This window comes from Streptomyces sp. NPDC001443 (assembly GCF_053597355.1).
In genome coordinates, this window is the sequence record NZ_JBSFIA010000036.1 from 83114 (window position 1) to 102543 (window position 19430).

The window sequence follows — 19430 nt, forward strand, 5'->3', positions numbered from 1 at the left end:
ATCAGGCGCCGGCCGGACCGGCGGGTGCGGCGGCCTCGCGTACGGCGGCGTCCAGATGCCGGCCGACCCGGCGGACGAGCAGTTCCATCTCGTGGGCGAGCTGACCGACGTCGGTCTCCGCCTCGCTGAGCACCGCGAGACGGCTGCCGTTGCCCGCCGGGGTGATGAAGAGATAGGCGTCGTCGAGCATGACCATGGTCTGTCGTACCTGGCCCGCGGCGAACCGCTCGCCCGCCGAGCAGGCCAGGCTGTGGAACCCGGAGCAGACGGCGGCCAGATGCTCGATGTCGCGCCGTTCGATCCCCTCCGAGCAGCACAGCGGCAGGCCGTCGGCGGTGAGCAGGACCGCCTGACGGACGTGGTCGGTCCGGGCCACCAGGTCGTCGAGCAGCCAGCCGAGGTCCGTACCGGGCTGTTCGACGGTGTTGTCAGGGCGCATCTTCGGCGTCCCTCCTTTCGTCCGTGTCGGCTCGCTCACCGGCGGTGTGGGCCTGAGGGGTGCGTGCGGTTCGCTCACCGGCGGTGCGGGCATGCGGCGTGCGGCCGGTCCGGTCGTCGACGGTGCCAGGGTGCCCGTGGTCCGTCGGGCCGTCGTCGGTCCGGGAGTGCCCGGCGCCGGTGGGCTCTCCGGGTGCGGGGGCGTCCCCCTGGCCGGGCTCGACGCCCCTGCGTCCGCGGTCCAGCCCGCGCTGGAAGGAGCCGAAGATCGCCCGCATGTCCTCGGCGCTCACCTCGCGCCCGGACGCCCCGGCGGGGGCCCGCGGGGGCTCCTGGCGCAGCTCGGGGGCGAGGGCCGCCTGCCGGACCCGGGTGGGCAGCACGGCGACACCGGGCGCGGCCGACGCGGGCGCGGTCGACGCGGGGACGGACCCGGGTTCGGCTTCCGGTTCGCGGCCCGGTTCGGGTGCGAGGCCCGGTTCCGGTTCGAGGCCCGGTCCCGGTTCGAGACCCGGCTCGGGTGCGAGGCCCGGTTCGGGTTCGAGGTCGGCTTCGGGCGCGGCGGACTCGGGAAGCGCGGGCCGGGAGCGGGTGGGCAGCGGACGCAGCGGCGGCACGGACCCGGTCTGCGGGGCGACGGCCGCGACGGCGACCGGCCCTCCGGCGCCGGACTCCACCGCGGCCCGCTCTCCGTGGCCGCTCTCCGCCGCGCCGGACCCCGTCGGCTCCACCGCCGCGAGCAGCGACTCCGGCAGCAGTACCACCGCCGTGGTCCCGCCGTACGGGGACCGGCACAGCGTGACCTCGATGCCCTGACGGGCGGCGAGCCTGCTGACCACGTACAGGCCGAGGCGGTCGTGCCGGGTCGGGTCGAACTCGTCGGGGCGGGTGAGGGTGCGCCGGGCCTGTTCCGCCTGCTCCGGGTCGAGGCCCAGGCCGCGGTCGTCAATCTCCAGGACGAAGCCGCCGCGGGCCTGCCCGGTGCGCAGGGTGACCTGGGTCTGCGGCGGGGAGAACACCGCGGCGTTCTCGAGGAGTTCGGCGATCAGGTGGACCACGTCGGCCACGGCGTCCGCGGCGATGCCGATCCGCTCCATCGACGGGACGACCACGCGCGTGTAGTCCTCGATCTCGCTGACCGCGGCGGAGACCACGTCGGCGACCGGGACCGGGCTGCGCCATCTGCGGCCGGGGGCGGCGCCGGAGAGGATGATCAGGCTCTCCGCGTGCCGTCTCATACGGGTGGTGAGGTGGTCGATCCGGAACAGCTCCTGGAGGATGTCCGGATCGTCCGTCCGCCGCTCCAGCGTGTCGACGAGCTTCAACTGCCGGTGCACCAGCGCCTGGTTGCGGCGGGCGATGTTGAGCAGTACCGCGAACAGCCCGCGCCGCAGGGTGGCCTGCTGCACGGCGGCCTCGACGGCCGCGAGCCGGGCGGAGTTGAAGGACCGGCCGACGTCGCCGATCTCGTCGGCGGCCTTCTCGCCGTCCGACAGGGGCGGCGCCTCGGCCGCCGCGTCGACGTCCTCACCTGCACTCAACCGGCTCATCACGGAGGGGAGTTGGCGGGTGGCCAGCAGGTCGGCCGCGTCCCGCAGCAGCTCCAGGCGACGCGAGATGCGCCGGGCGCCGCGCACCGCGAACCACAGCGACAGGGACACGGCGGCGAGACCCAGCACGGCCACGACGGCGGCGCGGGTCAGCTCGCCGTAGGCGAACTCCCGTCCGCGCGCGGCGGAGTTCTCCGCGGCCCGGGTGCACAGCTGCATGTAGCGCTTGACGGCCCGGTCGGTGGTGGTGCGCCAGGAGTCGGCCGCGACGGCCCGCGCCGCGCCGCCCGCTCCGGCCCGCAGCAGGGCGTCCTCGCTCTTCGTGAGCTGCCGGTGCAGGTCCTCGCGCTGGAACTGCTCGAACAGCGCCCGGGAGTCGGCCGGCAGGTCGGGCACATAGGTCCGCTCGAAGACCCGGCGGTCCTCGATGGTCGCCGTCAGCATGTCGTACTGGCCGTCGGTCAGCCGGCCCGCGGCCCGCGCCCCGGCGACCAGCGCGTCCTCGCGCGAGACGAACTCCCGCACCCGGACGAGCTCCACGACGGTCTGCGCCTCGCGCGCCAGCTGTCCCGCCTGGAGCGCGGTGAGCGCGGACGGGACGTCGAAGCCGGGCTCCAGGAGCGTGTCGTAGGCGGTCACCGCCCCGTCCCAGGAGACGTCCCGGGACAGCACGCGCTCGCGCAGCCGCTCCAGACCGCCCACGGAGGCCACCATGGCGTCCAGGGCCTCGCGCTGCCGGGCGGAGAGCCGGCCGCGGTCGCCGTTCCCGATCGCCTCGCGCATCGCCTCGACGGCGCGGTCGGTGCGCCGCTGCTGCGTCATCAACTCCACCGCGGCGGCCGTCCGGTGGCCGCCGCCCAGGTAGGCGGCCGAGAGCCGGCGCTCGATCTGGATCTGCCCGACCGCGGTGTCGACGGGCGTGCCGAAGTCCTCGTACACCCCCTGGAGGCGGATCAGGGCACGCAGTTCGCCGGTGACCGACACCATGGCGAAGGACCACAGCGTCATCAGGGCGAGGACGGGAGCGAGCGCGAGGGCCACGATGCGCGCGCGTACGGTGGTGGGACGGCCGATGGGCCAGCGCATGGACTCCCCTGGGCGGCGGTACGGTTCGGGCGGAAGGCGCAGGGTGGCTGCGACACGCTGTTACCGGCTGGTAGCTGGCGGCGCTCAAACTACGGGATGCCTGGCCGCCTCGCAATGGTTACCAAAGGTAACTCCGGGTCACTTCGGCGAGGGTACGGCGAAGCGGGTCCCGGTCGCCGCCCGGTCCGAGGGCAGCCGTTTTGCGCCATGCCGGGCCGGGGTGCGGCGGTGGTCCACGGGCGCCCGGGCCCGGTCAGGCCCCGGTCAGGTCGCGGTCAGGTCGGCGAGCCCGAGGAGAAGCGGCGCAGCAGCGGTGACAGCACCAGCACGGACTTCGTCCGCTCCACGAACGGCTCCCCCGCGATCCGCTCCAGCACCCGCTCGAAGTGGCGCATGTCGGAGGCGAAGACCTGGACCACCGCGTCCGCGTCCCCGGTGACGGTGGACGCGGCCACGACCTCCTGGTAGCGCTCCAGGCCGCGCTGGATCGTCTCCGGCGAGGTGTTGCGCCGGCAGTAGATCTCGACGAACCCCTCGGTCTCCCAGCCGAGCGCGGCCGGGTCCACCCGTACGGTGAAACCGGTGATGGCGCCGGTGGCACGCAGCCGGTCCACACGCCGCTTCACCGCCGGTGCGGACAGGCCGACCAGCTGCCCGATGTCCGCGTAGGAGCGGCGGGCGTCCTCGGCGAGGGCGTGCACGATGCGTTCGTCGAGATCGTTCAGCACTGCGGGTGGATCACTTCTCTGCGGTCGCGAGTCGGGAGCGGCGGTAGCCGTACACGAAGTAGAACACGAGGCCGACCGCCATCCAGACTCCGAAGACCACCCAGGTGACGGTGGCGAGACTGCCCATCATCCAGACGCAGAAGCCGAAGCCCAGGGCGGGCATCAGCGGCGACAGCGGCACCCGGAAGGTGCGCGGCATCTCCGGGCGGGTCCGGCGCAGCACCACGACGGCGATGTTGACCAACGCGAAGGCGAACAGCGTGCCGATGCTGGTCGCGTCGGCGAGCTGGCCCAGCGGAACGGCGGCGGCCAGGACGCCGCAGAACAGGGAGACGATCACCGTGTTGGCGCGCGGCGTGCCGGTCTTCGGGTGGACCCGGCCGAACACCTTGGGCGCGAGACCGTCCCGGGACATGGCGAACAGGATGCGGGTCTGGCCGTACAGAACGGTCAGCACGACGCTCGCGATGGCGATGACGGCGCAGGCGGCGAGCAGGGTGCCCCAGAAGCTCTGGCCGGTCACGTCCCGCATGATCTGGGCGAGCGCGGCCTCCGAGTCGTTGAACCGCTGCCAGGGCTTGGCTCCGACCGCCACCGCGGCCACGAGGACGTAGAGCGCCGTCACGATGACGAGCGAGAGCATGATCGCGCGGGGCAGGTCGCGCTGCGCGTTCTTCGCTTCCTCGCCGGCGGTGGAGGCGGCGTCGAAGCCTATGTACGAGAAGAAGAGCGTCGCGCCCGCCGCGCTGACCCCGGCCATGCCCAGCGGCATGAAGTGCTCGTAGTTCCCGGAGCGGAAGCCCTGGACGCCGATGGCGCAGAACAGCACCAGTGCGGCGATCTTCACGGCGACCATCACCGTGTTGGCGCGGGCCGACTCGCGGGCGCCGCCGAGCAGGAAGGCCATGGCCAGCAGGACCACGATCAGTGCGGGCAGGTTGAAGATCCCGCCGTCGCCGGGCGGCGCGGACAGGGCGTCCGGGATGGTCACCCCGATGGTGCCGTCGAGCAGCTCGTTGAGGTACTCGCCCCAGCCGACGGCCACCGCGGCGACCGACACGCCGTATTCGAGGACCAGGCACCAGCCGCAGATCCAGGCGATCAGTTCGCCCATCGTCGCGTACGCGTACGAGTACGAGGACCCGGCGACCGGGATGGTGCCGGCCAGCTCGGCGTAGGACAGGGCCGAGAAGAGCGCCGTGAGGCCGGCGATCACGAAGGACAGGGTGACGGCCGGACCGGCCTTGGGGACGGCCTCGCCGAGCACGACGAAGATGCCGGTGCCCAGCGTGGCACCGATGCTGATCATGGTGAGCTGCCACAGCCCGAGAGACCGGCGAAGAGCCCCTCCGTCGCCCTGGCCACCCTCGGCGACCAGGCGTTCCACGGGCTTGCGCCGCATCAGACGCGCGCCGAGGCCCGGGGACGCGGGAACTGGCTCGGTGCGGTCGTGCGGGGGTGCGCCTTGATCGAGCACGCGCTGACTCCTTCGTCGCTACGGTGAGGGCGACAGGGACCGGCGGCACTCCCGCACGAGCGGGAACCCACCGAGCGGGGTCCCCGCCACGCCTTGTACAGCGCTCGACCCTATGAGCCGGGACGTCACTGCCGTAATGCAGCAACCTTGCGCGTCCGGGCAAGAACGTTGCGTTGATCGCGGCCCTGCGGGCGTTCGTTGCACGGCATCCTTCGATCGCGTCGATCGGGCCCGATCGACGGGGCCGGAGGGCGGCGGCAGGCCCCGGGAGTCACTCCGGCGGGACCCCGGCCGGGCGGGCGTTCGCCAGGCCGTACGCGGGGCCGCCCGCCCGGAACGTCACCGGGGCCGCCCACCGAGCCGTCCGGGAACGCGGACGGCCCCCGCCCTCCCGGTGCCGGGGGGACGGGGGCCGCTCCGTACGGAGTGCGGGGTCAGCTCCAGCTGGCGTGCAGCGGCTTGCCCTCGGCGTAGCCCGCGGCGCTCTGGATGCCGACGACGGCCTTCTCGGCGAACTCCTCCAGGGAGCCCGCGCCGGCGTAGGTGCAGGAGGAGCGGACGCCCGCGATGACCGAGTCGATCAGGTCCTCGACGCCCGGACGGGCCGGGTCGAGGAACATGCGGGAGGTGGAGATGCCCTCCTCGAACAGCGCCTTGCGGGCGCGGTCGTAGGCCGACTCGTCCGAGGTGCGGTTGCGCACGGCGCGCGCGGACGCCATGCCGAACGACTCCTTGTAGAGACGGCCGCTCGCGTCCTGCTGGAGGTCGCCCGGGGACTCGTAGGTGCCCGCGAACCAGGAGCCGATCATCACGTTGGACGCACCCGCCGCGAGGGCCATCGCCACGTCGCGGGGGTGGCGGACACCGCCGTCGGCCCACACGTGCTTGCCGTACTTCTTGGCTTCGGCGGCGCACTCCAGCACGGCGGAGAACTGCGGCCGGCCGACGCCGGTCATCATCCGGGTGGTGCACATGGCGCCGGGTCCGACACCGACCTTGATGATGTCGGCGCCCGCCTCGATCAGGTCCCGCACGCCCTCGGCGGCGACGATGTTGCCGGCGGCGATCGGCACGTGCGGGTCGAGCCCGCGGACGGTCCGGATCGCGCTGATCATCGACTCCTGGTGGCCGTGCGCGGTGTCGATGACGAGGGTGTCGACGCCCGCGTCCAGCAGCTGCTTGGCCTTGCCCGCGACATCGCCGTTGATGCCGACGGCGGCGGCGATGCGCAGCCGGCCCTGCTCGTCGGTGGCGGGCGTGTAGAGCGTGGCGCGCAGGGCGCCCTTGCGGGTGAGGATGCCGGCGAGCCTGCCGTCCGCGTCCACGGCCGGGGCGTAGCGCCGGTTGGCCGCGTCGAGGCGGTTGAAGGCCTCGCGCGGGTCGATGTCCGCGTCGAGCAGCAGCAGGTCCCGGGACATCACCTCGCCGAGCTGGGTGAAGCGGTCCACGCCGGTGAGATCCGCGTCGGTGACGACGCCGACCGGACGACCGTCCCCGTCCACGACGACGCCCGCGTTGTGCGCCCGCTTGGGCAGCAGCGCGAGCGCGTCGGCGACGGTCTGGTGCGACTCCAGCACGATCGGGGTGTCGAGCACCAGGTGGCGGCTCTTGACCCAGGAGACGACATCGGCGACGACGTCGATCGGGATGTCCTGCGGGATGACCACGAGTCCGCCGCGCCGGGCCACCGTCTCGGCCATGCGACGGCCGGCGATCGCGGTCATGTTGGCGACGACCAGCGGGATCGTGGTTCCCGTGCCGTCCGGTGAACTGAGGTCCACACCCTGCCGCGAGCCCACGGCGCTGCGGCTCGGCACCATGAAGACGTCGTCGTACGTCAGGTCGTACGGGGGCTGGATGTCGTTGAGGAAACGCACGTGCTGCACATCCCAGTCGATCAGAGGCGGCCCCCGGACAGGTCAGCCAGGGGGAATGAGCACGTACTTCATTCTCCCACGGCCCGCACCCGATCGTCCCCCGACAGAACATCCAGGCTGGTCAGCGGTGCTCTAGGAGGAACCTCCAAGGGCGAGCAGCACGGAGAGCGCCGGCTGTGCGTCCATCGCCTGGGCGAAGACGTCCTGGGCGGTCCCCCACTCCCCCGGACGCGCCTCGGCGTACGCCCGCCAGCCACGGACGACGATCACGAGCCCCCGGCCCGCAGCCTCCTCGGGCCAGACGGAGAGGTCGGACAGGCTGTCCGCGAGGGCGTCCCAGTTGCGCCCGAACCACTCGGGGAGGTCGAGCGCGCGGGCGCAGCGGTCCATCAGCCCGGCCTTGTCCGTGACGCCGTCGAGGTCCAGCGGGACGACGTGTCCGCCGAACGGGTCGCGCGCCGGGTCCTCTGTCATCTCAGCACCGTCCGCTACGAGTTGGAGTGATCGCCGGTGTAGTAGAACGCGCCGCCCCGCCCGGTGACAAGGCGCCGGGCGTCGCGATCGCGCGAGCCCGGCGTCCTGACGGTGCATTCGTGGCGGTGACCCCCTCCGTGCCCACGCTCGCGCCCGGGGGACGTGCCGCGACAGCATGCCCCGATGCTGTCACGGCCGGTCCCCTCACGGTCCGGCGCCGGGTCCCGTCAGGGCCCGTCGGGGTCCGCGCGGTTGAGCGCGGAGCGCGGTGTCGGTCCCGCCGTCATCAGGTAGTCCGCCGCGGACGTGTCCGTCACCAGGCTGGTGACGAGTCCGGAGCGCAGCACCGCGTCGATGGCGGACGCCTTGCGCTGCCCGCCCGCGATCGCGACGACCTCGGGGATCCGGCGGAGCTGGTCCGCCTTCACGGTGATGCACCGCTCGCCCAGGTCGCGGCCGACCCGACGGCCCTCGGTGTCGAAGAGGTGCGCGGACATCTCGGCGGCGACGCCGAGCGAGGCGTAGTGCGCCCGCTCCTCGTCGCTGAGCATGTCGTGCACCGTCGAGATGCCCGGCTCCCAGGAGCCGATGGAGACGCAGGCGACCGTGACCTTGTCGAAGTACTCGAAGGCGCGGGCGATCCCGGTCTGGTTGCGCAGCGCGGCCGCGGTGGCCGCGTCCGGCAGCAGCATCGGCGCGTAGATCGGGTGGGCGTCGCCGCCCGACACCTGCGCGGCGCGGCGCACCGCCTCCACCGATCCGCGCTCGGCGGTCCCGGCGTCGTACACGCCCGTCAACTGCACCACGGTGCACGGCGGCAGCCGGTCGAGCGCAGCCGCCATGTGGATCGTGGACCGGCCCCAGGCCAGTCCGAGAACGTCCCCCTCGTTGACGAGTTCGCCGAGCAGGTCGGCCGCGACCTCGCCCAGGTTCTCGGGGTCGGGCGTCTCCTCGGCCTCCGCCGGGGACTCGACCACGACGGCGTGCCTGAGGCCGTACCGGGCACGGAGCGCGTCGGAGCGCTCGGCGTCCAGTTCGGCCGGCACACGGATCTCGATACGTACGAGATCCCGTTCGAGGGCCGTCTCCAGGACCCGGGCCACCTTGAAGCGGCTTACGCCGAACTCCTCGGCGATCTGGATCTTGGACTTTCCCTCGAGATAGAAGCGGCGGGCCATGGCCGCCGCCTGCACCAGCTCAGCGGGTCCCATCCGCACGGCTGACCGGCCCGCCGACATACCCGACACGGCGATCTCCTCACTGCTGTTCACACTCTGGATTCACCGTTCATCCTTGCAGATCCGGTGCACTTGATCAGCCTTGCCGGCCGCCGTTCACGTTCCCGTCGTTCAGTGGCTGCACGCCCAGGAGGCCTTGGCCGTGGCCTCGTCCGCCCGGGTGCGCAGTGCACGTACCGCCTCGGCCGGGTCGGACGCCCCGTACACCGCCGATCCGGCGACGAAGACGTCGGCGCCCGCCTCCGCGCACCGCTCGATCGTCTCGGCCGACACCCCGCCGTCGACCTGCAGCCAGAGTTCCAGCCCGTGCTTGGCGATCAGCTCACGGGTGCGGCGGATCTTCGGCAGCATGATGTCGAGGAAGGCCTGACCGCCGAAGCCCGGCTCCACCGTCATGATCAGCAGCATGTCGAGCTCGGGCAGCAGGTCCTCGTACGGCTCGATGGGCGTCGCGGGCTTGAGCGCCATCGAGGCGCGGGCGCCCTTGGCGCGGATCTCCCGGGCGAGTCGCACCGGCGCGGCGGCCGCCTCGACATGGAAGGTGACGGAGGAGGCGCCCGCCTCGACGTACTGCGGTGCCCACCGGTCGGGGGCCTCGATCATCAGATGGCAGTCCAGCGGGGTGTCCGTCGCACGCGCCAACGACTCCACGACCGGCACACCGAGCGTGAGGTTCGGGACGAAGTGGTTGTCCATGACGTCGACGTGGAGCCAGTCGGCTCCGTCCACCGCCCGGGCCTCGTCCGCGAGGCGGGCGAAGTCGGCGGAGAGGATGCTGGGGCTGATCTGTGCGGCCATGCCCCAAGACTGCCACGTCCTCGCCCGGTTGTTCGCCCCGGTACGGCCGACGCCTCCCCGGAGACCCCCTCCGGCAGCGGCGCGACGCCGCCTCCGGCGGGGGCGCGGTGCCGTCTCCGGCAGATCGCTGACCGCCCTCGGCCGGTCGGCGGGCAGCCCCGCGACCGGATCCCGGCGGGGTCCCGGCAGGGCTCGGCGGGCCCGGGGGAGATCCCCGCACTCGGCGTGCCGGATGTGCCCGGCAGACGGGCCGGGCGGGCAGGACAGGTGGCCCGAACATACGGGCCGGCCGGGGGCCGGACACGTCGGGGGCACCAGGCGAGCGCGCCGGGCAGGCAGACGGGCAGGCAGACGGGCAGGCAGGCAGGCCGGGCAGGGGCCCGGCAAGTCCGAGGAGGTCCGCACGCCCGGCACGCCAGGCGGACCGGGCAGACGGACCGGACAGACGCGCCAGGCAGGCGGACCGGAGCCCGGCAGGGGCCCGGCGAGTGCGGGGAGGTCCCGTCCCCACAGCCGGCGCGCCAGGCGGGCGGCAGGCCGGGCAGGCGCCCCGGGCCGGGTGGGCCGGGGCGCCCGGTGCGGCGGTCAGGCCGTGCGGCGGATGAGCGCCAGGTACATCGCGTCGGTGCCGTGCAGATGTGGCCACAGCTGTACGTCGGGGCCGTCGCCCAGCGCCGGTACGCCCGGCAGGAAGGGCCGGGCGTCGATCAGGTCGGCGTCCGGGAACTGCTTGAGCACATCAGCGACTACGGCCCGGGTCTCGGCGAGGTGCGGCGAGCAGGTGGCGTAGCCGACCACACCGCCGACCCGCACCGACTCCAGGGCCGTACGCAGCAGCCCGCGCTGGAGCGGAGCGAACGCGTCGAGGTCGTCCGGACGGCGCCGCCAGCGCGCCTCGGGCCGTCGGCGCAGAGCGCCGAGGCCGGTGCACGGCACGTCCATCAGCACCCGGTCGAAGACGCCGGGCCGCCACGGCGGCCGGGTCCCGTCGGCCGTGATGACCTGGTAGGGCCCGGGATTGCCGGCCAGGGCCTTCGCCACGAGCCCGGCCCGGTGCGGCTGCTTCTCGGAGGCGAGCAGTGTCGCGCCGCGCTCGGCGGCGAGGGCGGCCAGCAGCGCGGCCTTGCCGCCCGGCCCGGCACACCCGTCGAGCCACCGCTCGTCCGTCCCCTCGACCGGCACGTTGGCGAGCGCGAGCGCGACGAGCTGACTGCCTTCGTCCTGCACCCCGGCCCGGCCGTCCTTCACGGCCTGGATGGCGCCGGGCTCGCCGCCCTCGGTGAGCCGTACGGCGTACGGCGACCAGCGCCCAGGTACCGCGGCCTCCTCCGCCAGCAGCTCCTCCGTGCCGACCCTGCCCGGCCGGGCCACCAGCGTCACCTCGGGTCGCTCGTTGTCGGCCTCCAGCAGGTCCTCGATGCCCGCCCGGCCGCCGCCCAGCGAGTCCCACAGCGCGGAGACGACCCAGCGCGGGTGCGCGTGCACCACGGCGAGGTGCTCCTCGGGGTCGTCGTCGTAGGGCGGCGCGATCTGCTCGAGCCAGGTGTCGAGGTCGTGCTGCGCGATCTTCCGGAGCACGGCGTTGACGAACTTGGCCCGCCCGTCGCCGAGCACGACCCGGGCGAGTTCCACGGAGGCGGAGACGGCGGCGTGGCTCGGGATCCGGGTCCCGAGCAGCTGGTGCGCGCCGAGGCTCAGCACGTCGAGGACCGGCGGGTCCACCTCGCGCAGCGGCCGGTCGACGCAGGCGGCGATGACCGCGTCGTACGTCCCCTGCCGCCGCAGCGTCCCGTACACCAGCTCGGTGGCCAGGGCGGCGTCCCGTCCGTCGAAGTCGCCCTTCTCCCGCGCCTTGCGCAGCAGCGGCGGCAGTACGAGGTTGGCGTACGCGTCCCGCTCGTCCACGGCTCGCAGCGCCTCGAAGGCGAGCATGCGGACGGGATCCTTCTGGGGTCGTCGGTAAGGCTTGCCCGGCTTGCGGGGCCGACGGGAGGTATCGCTCACGAAAAAGGTGCTCCGGAGGTTAGATGGGGATACGCCCCAAGCGTACGTCCCGGCAGGCCCGGCACCCGTGCCCGGACCCCCGCCGGAGCTCCTCCGCCCCGCGGCCGCACGCACCGCACCCCGCTCGGAGCGGCCGGAAAGCCGCCCCGGGCGAAGCCGATGCGATACGACGCGATGCGATGCGATGCGAGCGGAAGGCCCTACCTCCCGAGGCTCTCCCCGTGGCCGATCCGCGCGCCCCGCGCCCAGTCCGCCGCCCGCATCGGCTTCTTGCCCTGGGCCTGCACCCAGAGCAGCTCGACCGCGTACGAACCGGTGCCGACGTAGACGTTGTTCTTGGCGACGTCCAGGACGCCCGGGGCGAGGTCGGTCCGCCCCGGCAGGGGGGTGACGTGGACGAGTTTCAGCCGCTCGCCGCGGAAGGTGGTCCAGGCGCCGGGCGCCGGGGTGCAGCCGCGGACGACCCGGTCCACCCGCAGCGCCGGGGTGGCCCAGTCCACCTGGGCGTCCTCCACGGTGATCTTCGGGGCGACCGTGATGCCCTCGCCCGGCTGCGGCACGGCCCTCAGGCTGCCGTCCTCGACCCCGTCCATGGTCGCGGCGAGCAGCCCGGCACCGGCGAAGGCGAGCCGGGTCAGCAGGTCGCCGCTGGTGTCGGTGGGCCGGATCTCCTCGGTGACGGTGCCGTAGACCGGCCCGGAGTCGAGCCCCTCCTCGATGAGGAAGGTGGAGGCGCCCGTGATCTCGTCCCCGGCCATGATGGAGTGCTGCACGGGCGCGGCCCCGCGCCAGGCGGGCAGCAGCGAGAAGTGCAGGTTGACCCAGCCGTGGACCGGGATCTCCAGGGCCGACTTGGGCAGCAGGGCGCCGTAGGCGACGACGGGGCAGCAGTCGGGGGCGATCTCCCGCAGCCGCTCCTGGAACTCCGGGTCGCGCGGCTTCGCGGGCTTCAGCACCTCGATCCCGGCCTCCTCCGCACGCTGGGCCACGGGGGACGCGACCAGCCTGCGACCGCGCCCGGCCGGTGCGTCCGGGCGCGTGACGACGGCGGCCACCTCGTGCCGCCCGGAGGCGAGCAGGGCGTCCAGGGCGGGAACGGCGACCTCGGGGGTACCGGCGAAGACGAGCTTCATGGGTGGGATCGGGCCTCTCGGGCGGGATGGGCAACGGCAGCGCACAAGTCTATGACCATGGGGACGGCACCCGCCGGTCCATGGCCCCGGAGGCGGCACCCGCCCGCCGACGCCGCGTCCTGCGCGGTCACGGCCGCAAGGTGACGAACAGAGCCTTGGCCGACGGCGACACCGTGCGCGTCCGCCCCTCGCGCGGACGCCCCGCGCACGTCCGCACCGGGGGCGTACGCGGATGCCCATACGCCCCCATACCGTGACCAGCGGCGCTCACACGCGTTGGTCAAGAAAGAGTTGACCACAGCGGGCCGTCCAGCGGCCCAGTTCCTTTCAACGCCGGTTCGAGAGGCTTGTTCATGGCCGACCACGCAACCAACGACGCCCAGGCCCGGGCCAGCCTGCACTTGCTGGTACGGGACATCGAGCGGGTCCGCCGCCAGGTGGACGCGCTCCGCACGCTCACGGCGCAGTTGGGCAACGTCTACCGTCCGCGCCGCTCCGGCCCCTCCACGGGCTTCGTGGTGTACGGACGCGCCCCCGCCCCGACGGTCCGGCTGGCCCAGGAACTGCGGGACAGCGTCGAGACCCTGGTGACGGCCGCGGTCGACTTCGACCGCTCGCTCGGTTTCTCCTGGGACGCGGTGGGCTCCGCTCTCGGTGTCACCAAGCAGGCGGTGCACCGGCGTTACGGCGCCCGTCGCGCCGCGGCCCAGGCGGCCGCCGAGTCGGAGCAGATCACGGAGACGTCGGACAACCGCGCGGTCAACGTCGGCACCGCCATCCCCGCGGTGTCCACGGTGCCCGCGGCCCGTTCCATGCCCACCCAGCCGACGGCGGGCAGCCCCACCCTGCGCGACGAGGTCAGACCGACCGTCTTCCCCGCCCCCCGCAACGGCTGACACACCTTCGTCCCCCGTCCTCTCCGCCTTCTCCGCCTTCTCCGCCTTCTCCGCCTTCCCTGCCCTCCCGGCCAGCCCCGGGAGGGCAGCCGTATGTCACCGTCCGGCGCGCCCGGGGGCGGCCGATGTCCGCGTCAGCCGATGTCCGGCGGGTCGATCCGTACCCGTACCGGTTCGCCCGCCGCCCCGGCCGCGCCGCCGCCCGCGCCCCGGGCCATCCGAGCGGCCTGCGCCGCCTTCAGGGCGGCGGCCATCGCGCCACCGCTCCCCGGCGGCACCCGGACCAGCGCGCGCTCCCAGTGCTCCCCCGGCGGCGGCGCCCCCGGCCGCCGCGGGCGGCCCGGTGCCGTGCCGGGGACGGGCACGGGCCCGAGCACCTCGGCGTCCGGGGGCAGTCGCACCGAGTCGAGGAACGCGGCGACCGCCTCCGGCCGACCCGACACGGCCGCCATCCGCGAGACCGGCGGGAAGCCCAGTTCGGCCCGCTCGGCGAGCTCGCGCACCGCATGACCGACGGGATCCCACCGCACCAGCGCCTGCACCGGGCGCAGGGTCGGCTCGGCGACGACCACCACGGTCCCGCCGACGCTCTGCGGCCGTACGAGCGAGGCCGCCGCGATCCACCGGCGCAGAGCGTCCTCCCCGGCCCGCAGATCGGGCCGGCCGAGCATGGCCCAGCCGTCCAGCAGCAGGGCGGCCGCGTAACCGCCCTCGGCGACGGGCTCGGCGCCCGGTGTGCTCACCACCAGCGCGGGCGTCCCCGGCACGGTGTCCAGGACGTGCTCGCGGCCCGAGGTCCGCACCGGCACCGCCGGAAACGCCCGTCCCAGCTCCTCCGCGGTGCGCCGGGCGCCCACGACCTGGGCGCGCAGCCGGAACGAACCGCACTCCGGACAGTGCCAGGCGGATTCCTCACGGCCGCACCAGCCGCACCACAGCGCACCGCCGTCCCGTGCCTCCAGCGGCCCGGCGCAGTGCCGGCAGCGGGCGGGGGCGCGGCACTGCGCGCAGGCCATCCGCGGCACGTACCCGCGCCGGGGCACCTGGACCAGCACCGGCCCGTGCCGCAGGCCCTCCCTGGCCGTCTGCCAGGCGAGGCTCGGCAGCCGGGCGGCCCGCGCCGCCTCGTCCCGGGCCAGATCCAGGTCCCCGACGGTCCGTACGAGAGGCGCGGCGCGCCGTACCTGATCGCGCCCGGCGACCAGCGGCCGGGCCCAGCCGCTCTCGACGAGCTGCGCCGCCTCCACGGTGCAGTCCCGGCTGCCCAGCAGGAAGGCGCACCCGTCCAGGGCCGCGCGCAGCAGGAGCACCTCGCGGGCGTGCGGCTGGGGCGCGTGCGGTTCGCTGTGGCTGTCGTCGCCGTCGTCCCAGAGGGCGACGAGGCCGAGGTCGCGTACCGGTGCGAACATCGCGGCCCGGGTGCCGACCACGGCCCGCACCGATCCCCGGCGCACCGCGAGCCACTGCCGGTAGCGCTTCTCGGGTCCGGCGTCGGCGGTCAGCAGCGCGTGCCGTCCCTCGCCCAGCAGCGCCGTCAGCGCGGCGTCGACCCGGGAGGCGGCGCGCCCGTCGGGCACGACGACGAGCGCCCCGCGTCCGGAGGCGAGGGTCGCCGCGACGGCGCGCGCCAGTTCCTCGCTCCACCCGGGCCCCGGCAGGGCGTTCCACACGGCGCGCGGCGCGCCTCCCGAGGCCAGCGCCCCAAGGAACGCGGCCCCCTGCTCGTACCGCGCCCAGGACCCCGTCCCGGGCGCTTCGGGGGGAGGCAGGGGCTCGGGCGAGGGGCGTTGCTCGGCCCGGGCGCTGCGCGGCGGCACGGCGAGCTGGAGCACGTCGGCGAGGCTCCCGGCGTACCGGTCGGCGACGGCCCGCGCCAGCGCCAGCAGTTCCTCGCCGAGTACGGGCTCGGGCGACACGACCTGGGCGAGCGCGGCCAGCGGCCCGGAGTAGTCGGACTCGGCCCGGCGCTCCACCAGGAACCCGTCGATGAGGCCTCCGCCCTCGCGGCGGCCGTCACGCACCCGGTGCCGTCCGGCGCCGAAACGGACCCGCACCCGCACGCCGGGCTGCGCGTCCGCGTCGAGTTCCTCGGGGACGGCGTAGTCGAAGTAGCGGTCGAGGTGCAGCACGCCCTTGTCGACGAGCACCCGGGCGACGGGCAGCTCCTTGGCCAGGGCGGCCCCCCGCCAGGTCCGGGGCTTGGCCCGCGGCACCTTGGCCTCGCGCACGCTCGCCCGGATGAGCGCGAGCTGTTCGGGCGGCGCGCCCTCCGCGCCGCCCTCCCCGGTCCGGTTCTCGCTGCTCACGCTTGCATTCTTACCAAACGCGACTGACAACCGGCGTCGTCGGTGATCACCGAGAGCCCCCGAGATCAGCACGGCAGCGGCAACACCTGCCTGACTTCACCGCACGCCCTGGGGGCGCACTCCATCGAAGTAACCGCGGCCTTCGCACCGGGAGAGTCGTCACCGTAGGGGCCCGGCGCCCCCCGCGGCCACTGATTTCCGCCCCGCACAGCCCGGGCCGGAGGCAGACCCGACGGCTCGGGCCATCGGCGGCGAGCAGTCCCGCTCCGCAAGCACAGGACGGGCCCGGACCTCCCCTGGGGGAGAGCCGGGCCCGTACCGGGCACCGGAGGCGGGGCCTACAGGCCCGCGGCCTCCTTCAGCGCGTCCACGCGGTCCGTGCGCTCCCAGGTGAAGTCGGGCAGCTCACGGCCGAAGTGACCGTAGGCGGCCGTCTGGGCGTAGATCGGGCGCAGCAGGTCGAGGTCGCGGATGATGGCGGCCGGACGCAGGTCGAAGACCTCGTCGATCGCCTTCTCGATCTTCTCCGGCTCGACCTTGTGGGTGCCGAAGGTCTCGACGAAGAGACCGACGGGCTCGGCCTTGCCGATGGCGTAGGCGACCTGGACCTCGCAGCGGGAGGCGAGGCCCGCGGCGACGACGTTCTTGGCGACCCAGCGCATCGCGTAGGCGGCCGAGCGGTCGACCTTGGACGGGTCCTTGCCGGAGAAGGCGCCGCCGCCGTGGCGGGCGAAGCCTCCGTAGGTGTCGATGATGATCTTGCGGCCGGTGAGGCCGGCGTCGCCCATCGGGCCGCCGATCTCGAAGCGGCCGGTGGGGTTGACCAGCAGGCGGTAGCCCTCGGTCTCCAGCTTGATGCCGTCGTCGAGGAGGGCCTTGAGCTCCGGCTCCACGACGAACTCGCGGATGTCCGGGGTCAGCAGCGAGTCCAGGTCGATGTCGCTGGCGTGCTGGGAGGAGACGACGACCGTGTCCAGGCGGACCGCCTTGTCGCCGTCGTACTCGATGGTGACCTGGGTCTTGCCGTCGGGGCGCAGGTAGGGGATGGCGCCGTTCTTGCGGACCTCGGACAGCCGCTTCGACAGGCGGTGCGCCAGGAAGATCGGCAGCGGCATCAGGGTCGGCGTCTCGTCGCTGGCGTAGCCGAACATCAGGCCCTGGTCGCCGGCGCCCTGCTTGTCGAGCTCGTCCCCTTCTCCCTTTCGGGAGGCACCCTCGACCCGGGACTCGTAAGCCGTGTCGACGCCCTGCGCGATGTCCGGGGACTGCGAACCGATCGACACCGAGACGCCGCAGGAGGCGCCGTCGAAGCCCTTCTTCGAGGAGTCGTAGCCGATCTCGAGGATCTTCTCGCGCACGAGCTGCGGGATCGGCGCGTAGGCCTTGGTGGTGACCTCTCCGGCCACGTGCACCAGACCGGTGGTGATCAGGGTCTCGACCGCGACCCGGGAGGTCGGGTCCTCGCGCAGAAGCGCGTCGAGAATGGTGTCGCTGATCTGGTCAGCGATCTTGTCGGGGTGACCCTCGGTCACAGACTCCGAAGTGAACAGGCGACGGGACACAACGCTCCCTGGGGTTGCAGCGGCTGCTGGCTGATCATTGGCGGACGGACAGGGCTGCGCCTGATCCCGTCCGAGAACAGTTTATCGGTCGCGCTCGGTCATGGCCCCACTGTCTCGCCTCTCGGAAGGGCTGTGACCTGCGGCACGGGGCATTCTGCCCAATGCCGCTCGAGCTTGGCCAGGGGCGCCACGCCCGAAAGTCCGGGACTGGCGTGATCCCCGCGCCGAGGGAAACATTCACCCCAGGCGTTGCGCCACAAGGTCCCACACGGTTTCGGCCAGAGCCTCTTTCGGGCCGTACGGTACGGCCGTCTCGGTTCCGTCGGCACCCAGTACCACGGCCTCGTTCTCCTCGGATCCGAAGGTCTTGCGCTCCCCCACCTCGTTCACCACGAGCAGGTCACAGCCCTTGCGGCGCAGCTTGGTGCGGCCGTTGGCGAGGACGTCGTCGGTCTCGGCGGCGAAGCCGACGACCACCTGGCCGGGCCGGGCGCGGTCGGCGGAGATCTCCGCGAGGATGTCCGGATTCCGTACGAGGACGATGGGCTCCGGTTCCTGGCCGTCCTTCTTCTTGATCTTTCCGCTCGCGTAGGCCGAGGGCCGGAAGTCGGCCACCGCGGCGGCCATCACGACCGCGTCCGCGTCCGGGGCCGCCTTGAGCACGGCCTCGCGCAGCTGGACGGCCGTGCCGACCTGGACGACGTCCACACCGGCCGGGTCGGGCAGGCCGGTGTTCGCGGCGACCAGGGTGACCCGGGCGCCGCGGGCCGCGGCCGTGCGGGCGAGGGCGTAGCCCTGCTTGCCGGAGGAGCGGTTGCCGAGGAAGCGCACCGGGTCGAGGGGTTCGCGTGTGCCGCCGGCGCTGACGACGACATGACGACCGGCGAGATCCGGCCGCGCGGCGCCGCGGGCGAGCACCCGGCGGCAGACCTCGAAGATCTCGGCCGGGTCGGGCAGTCGGCCCTTGCCGGTGTCGACGCCGGTGAGACGGCCCACGGCCGGCTCGATGACGACCGCGCCCCGGCGGCGCAGCGTGGCCACGTTCTCCTGGGTGGCCGGGTGCTCCCACATCTCCGTGTGCATGGCGGGGGCGAAGACCACGGGGCAGCGCGCGGTGAGGAGCGTGTTCGTGAGCAGGTCGTCCGCGAGTCCGTGGGCGGCCTTGGCGAGCATGTCGGCGGTGGCGGGGGCGACGACCACCAGGTCGGCGTGCTGGCCGATGCGTACGTGCGGGACCTGGTCGACGTCGTCCCAGACCTCGGTGGAGACGGGGTGGCCGGAGAGCGCGGACCAGGTCGCGGCGCCGACGAAGTGCAGCGCGGAGGCGGTGGGCACGACACGGACGTCGTGCCCCGACTCCGTCAGCCTTCTCAGCAGCTCGCAGGCCTTGTAGGCGGCGATGCCACCGCTGACCCCCAGTACGACCTTCGGCTTGTCCACCGTCGCTCCCCTCCGCTCGCTCGCGTGCGCCGGGCGACGGGCGCACGCCTCCATCACACACCACAGGCCCGGCAGTCGCGCTGCCGGGCCTGTGGAAAAACCAACCGTAAGCTGGAAATACTACTTACGCCGGACCCTCAATGGCCTCGGACGTCAGCAGTCCCGCGTTGATCTCGCGAAGGCTGATCGAGAGCGGCTTCTCGTGGACGTGGGTGTCGACGAGCGGACCGACGTACTCGAGCAGGCCCTCGCCGAGCTGCGAGTAGTACGCGTTGATCTGGCGGGCCCGCTTGGCCGCGTAGATCACGAGGCTGTACTTCGAGTCCGTGGCCTCGAGAAGCTCGTCGATCGGCGGGTTGATGATGCCCTCGGGCGCGGAGATGGAAGAGGACACGCTCTACCTTCCGATGGTCGGGAAAAGAT

General features: G+C 73.6%; 16 protein-coding genes. 1 reads left to right on the top strand and 15 read right to left on the bottom strand.

What is annotated here, in order from left to right:
• Window position 1 precedes the first annotated feature (1 nt).
• The 11 genes from ACWC24_RS30970 to fmt all read right to left on the bottom strand — a co-directional run bounded on the left by ACWC24_RS30970 (window position 2) and on the right by fmt (window position 12803).
• Window positions 2-439, bottom strand: coding sequence for a roadblock/LC7 domain-containing protein (locus ACWC24_RS30970; protein ID WP_450666195.1), 438 nt, complete (start codon window positions 437-439; stop codon window positions 2-4).
• Window positions 429-3074 carry a nitrate- and nitrite sensing domain-containing protein gene (locus ACWC24_RS30975; RefSeq protein WP_450666196.1) on the bottom strand — a complete coding sequence of 882 codons (2646 nt, stop codon included), beginning with the start codon at window positions 3072-3074 and terminating at the stop codon, window positions 429-431. The genes ACWC24_RS30970 and ACWC24_RS30975 overlap by 11 nt, the downstream gene beginning before the upstream one ends.
• A 275-nt stretch (window positions 3075-3349) precedes the next feature.
• On the bottom strand, window positions 3350-3802 hold the full coding sequence (locus tag ACWC24_RS30980) for an Lrp/AsnC family transcriptional regulator (RefSeq protein ID WP_351148992.1): 453 nt from the start codon (window positions 3800-3802) through the stop codon (window positions 3350-3352).
• A gap of 10 nt (window positions 3803-3812) precedes the next feature.
• A complete protein-coding gene (locus tag ACWC24_RS30985) occupies window positions 3813-5279 on the bottom strand; it encodes an amino acid permease (RefSeq protein WP_450666197.1) in 1467 nt (488 codons plus the stop codon).
• Between the two features lie 434 nt (window positions 5280-5713).
• A complete protein-coding gene (locus ACWC24_RS30990; RefSeq protein WP_450666220.1) occupies window positions 5714-7156 on the bottom strand; it encodes a GuaB1 family IMP dehydrogenase-related protein in 1443 nt (480 codons plus the stop codon).
• Window positions 7157-7288: 132 nt separating this feature from the next.
• Entirely contained in the window at window positions 7289-7630 is a 342-nt protein-coding gene (locus ACWC24_RS30995) for a barstar family protein (protein ID WP_450666198.1), read from the bottom strand.
• Between the two features lie 14 nt (window positions 7631-7644).
• Window positions 7645-7815 (bottom strand): ribonuclease domain-containing protein, encoded by a 171-nt coding sequence (locus ACWC24_RS31000; RefSeq protein ID WP_450666221.1) that lies wholly within the window; start codon window positions 7813-7815, stop codon window positions 7645-7647.
• A gap of 42 nt (window positions 7816-7857) precedes the next feature.
• Entirely contained in the window at window positions 7858-8901 is a 1044-nt protein-coding gene (locus ACWC24_RS31005; RefSeq protein WP_384722900.1) for a sugar-binding transcriptional regulator, read from the bottom strand.
• A 78-nt stretch (window positions 8902-8979) separates the two neighbouring features.
• Window positions 8980-9666: a ribulose-phosphate 3-epimerase gene (rpe, locus tag ACWC24_RS31010; RefSeq protein WP_450666199.1), complete on the bottom strand. Its 687-nt coding sequence runs from the start codon at window positions 9664-9666 to the stop codon at window positions 8980-8982.
• 585 nt (window positions 9667-10251) lie between these two features.
• Entirely contained in the window at window positions 10252-11670 is a 1419-nt protein-coding gene (locus tag ACWC24_RS31015; RefSeq protein WP_450666200.1) for an RsmB/NOP family class I SAM-dependent RNA methyltransferase, read from the bottom strand.
• A 200-nt stretch (window positions 11671-11870) separates the two neighbouring features.
• Window positions 11871-12803, bottom strand: coding sequence for a methionyl-tRNA formyltransferase (gene fmt / locus ACWC24_RS31020; protein ID WP_450666201.1), 933 nt, complete (start codon window positions 12801-12803; stop codon window positions 11871-11873).
• A 353-nt stretch (window positions 12804-13156) separates the two neighbouring features.
• On the opposite strand from fmt, the gene ACWC24_RS31025 reads away from it, so the two are divergent.
• Entirely contained in the window at window positions 13157-13699 is a 543-nt protein-coding gene (locus ACWC24_RS31025; protein WP_450666202.1) for a hypothetical protein, read from the top strand.
• A gap of 134 nt (window positions 13700-13833) precedes the next feature.
• Here ACWC24_RS31025 and ACWC24_RS31030 read toward each other — a convergent pair whose 3' ends face one another.
• The 4 genes from ACWC24_RS31030 to rpoZ all read right to left on the bottom strand — a co-directional run bounded on the left by ACWC24_RS31030 (window position 13834) and on the right by rpoZ (window position 19401).
• The gene (locus tag ACWC24_RS31030) at window positions 13834-16005 is read right to left on the bottom strand and encodes a primosomal protein N' (protein WP_450666203.1); all 2172 of its coding nucleotides are present in this window, start codon (window positions 16003-16005) and stop codon (window positions 13834-13836) included.
• 338 nt (window positions 16006-16343) lie between these two features.
• The gene (gene metK, locus ACWC24_RS31035) at window positions 16344-17567 is read right to left on the bottom strand and encodes a methionine adenosyltransferase (RefSeq protein ID WP_450666204.1); all 1224 of its coding nucleotides are present in this window, start codon (window positions 17565-17567) and stop codon (window positions 16344-16346) included.
• Window positions 17568-17804: 237 nt separating this feature from the next.
• Entirely contained in the window at window positions 17805-19007 is a 1203-nt protein-coding gene (gene coaBC / locus ACWC24_RS31040) for a bifunctional phosphopantothenoylcysteine decarboxylase/phosphopantothenate--cysteine ligase CoaBC (RefSeq protein ID WP_450666205.1), read from the bottom strand.
• A gap of 124 nt (window positions 19008-19131) precedes the next feature.
• A complete protein-coding gene (gene rpoZ / locus ACWC24_RS31045) occupies window positions 19132-19401 on the bottom strand; it encodes a DNA-directed RNA polymerase subunit omega (protein ID WP_030785847.1) in 270 nt (89 codons plus the stop codon).
• Window positions 19402-19430: the final 29 nt, after the last annotated feature.

What these genes read in the sequence shown, in the direction of transcription:
- ACWC24_RS30970 (WP_450666195.1), bottom strand. Translation starts at nt 439, where the DNA reads ATGCGCCCTGACAACACCGTCGAACAGCCCGGTACGGACCTCGGCTGG.
- ACWC24_RS30975 (WP_450666196.1), bottom strand. Translation starts at nt 3,074, where the DNA reads ATGCGCTGGCCCATCGGCCGTCCCACCACCGTACGCGCGCGCATCGTG.
- ACWC24_RS30995 (WP_450666198.1), bottom strand. Translation starts at nt 7,630, where the DNA reads ATGACAGAGGACCCGGCGCGCGACCCGTTCGGCGGACACGTCGTCCCG.
- rpe (WP_450666199.1), bottom strand. Translation starts at nt 9,666, where the DNA reads ATGGCCGCACAGATCAGCCCCAGCATCCTCTCCGCCGACTTCGCCCGC.
- fmt (WP_450666201.1), bottom strand. Translation starts at nt 12,803, where the DNA reads ATGAAGCTCGTCTTCGCCGGTACCCCCGAGGTCGCCGTTCCCGCCCTG.
- ACWC24_RS31025 (WP_450666202.1), top strand. Translation starts at nt 13,157, where the DNA reads ATGGCCGACCACGCAACCAACGACGCCCAGGCCCGGGCCAGCCTGCAC.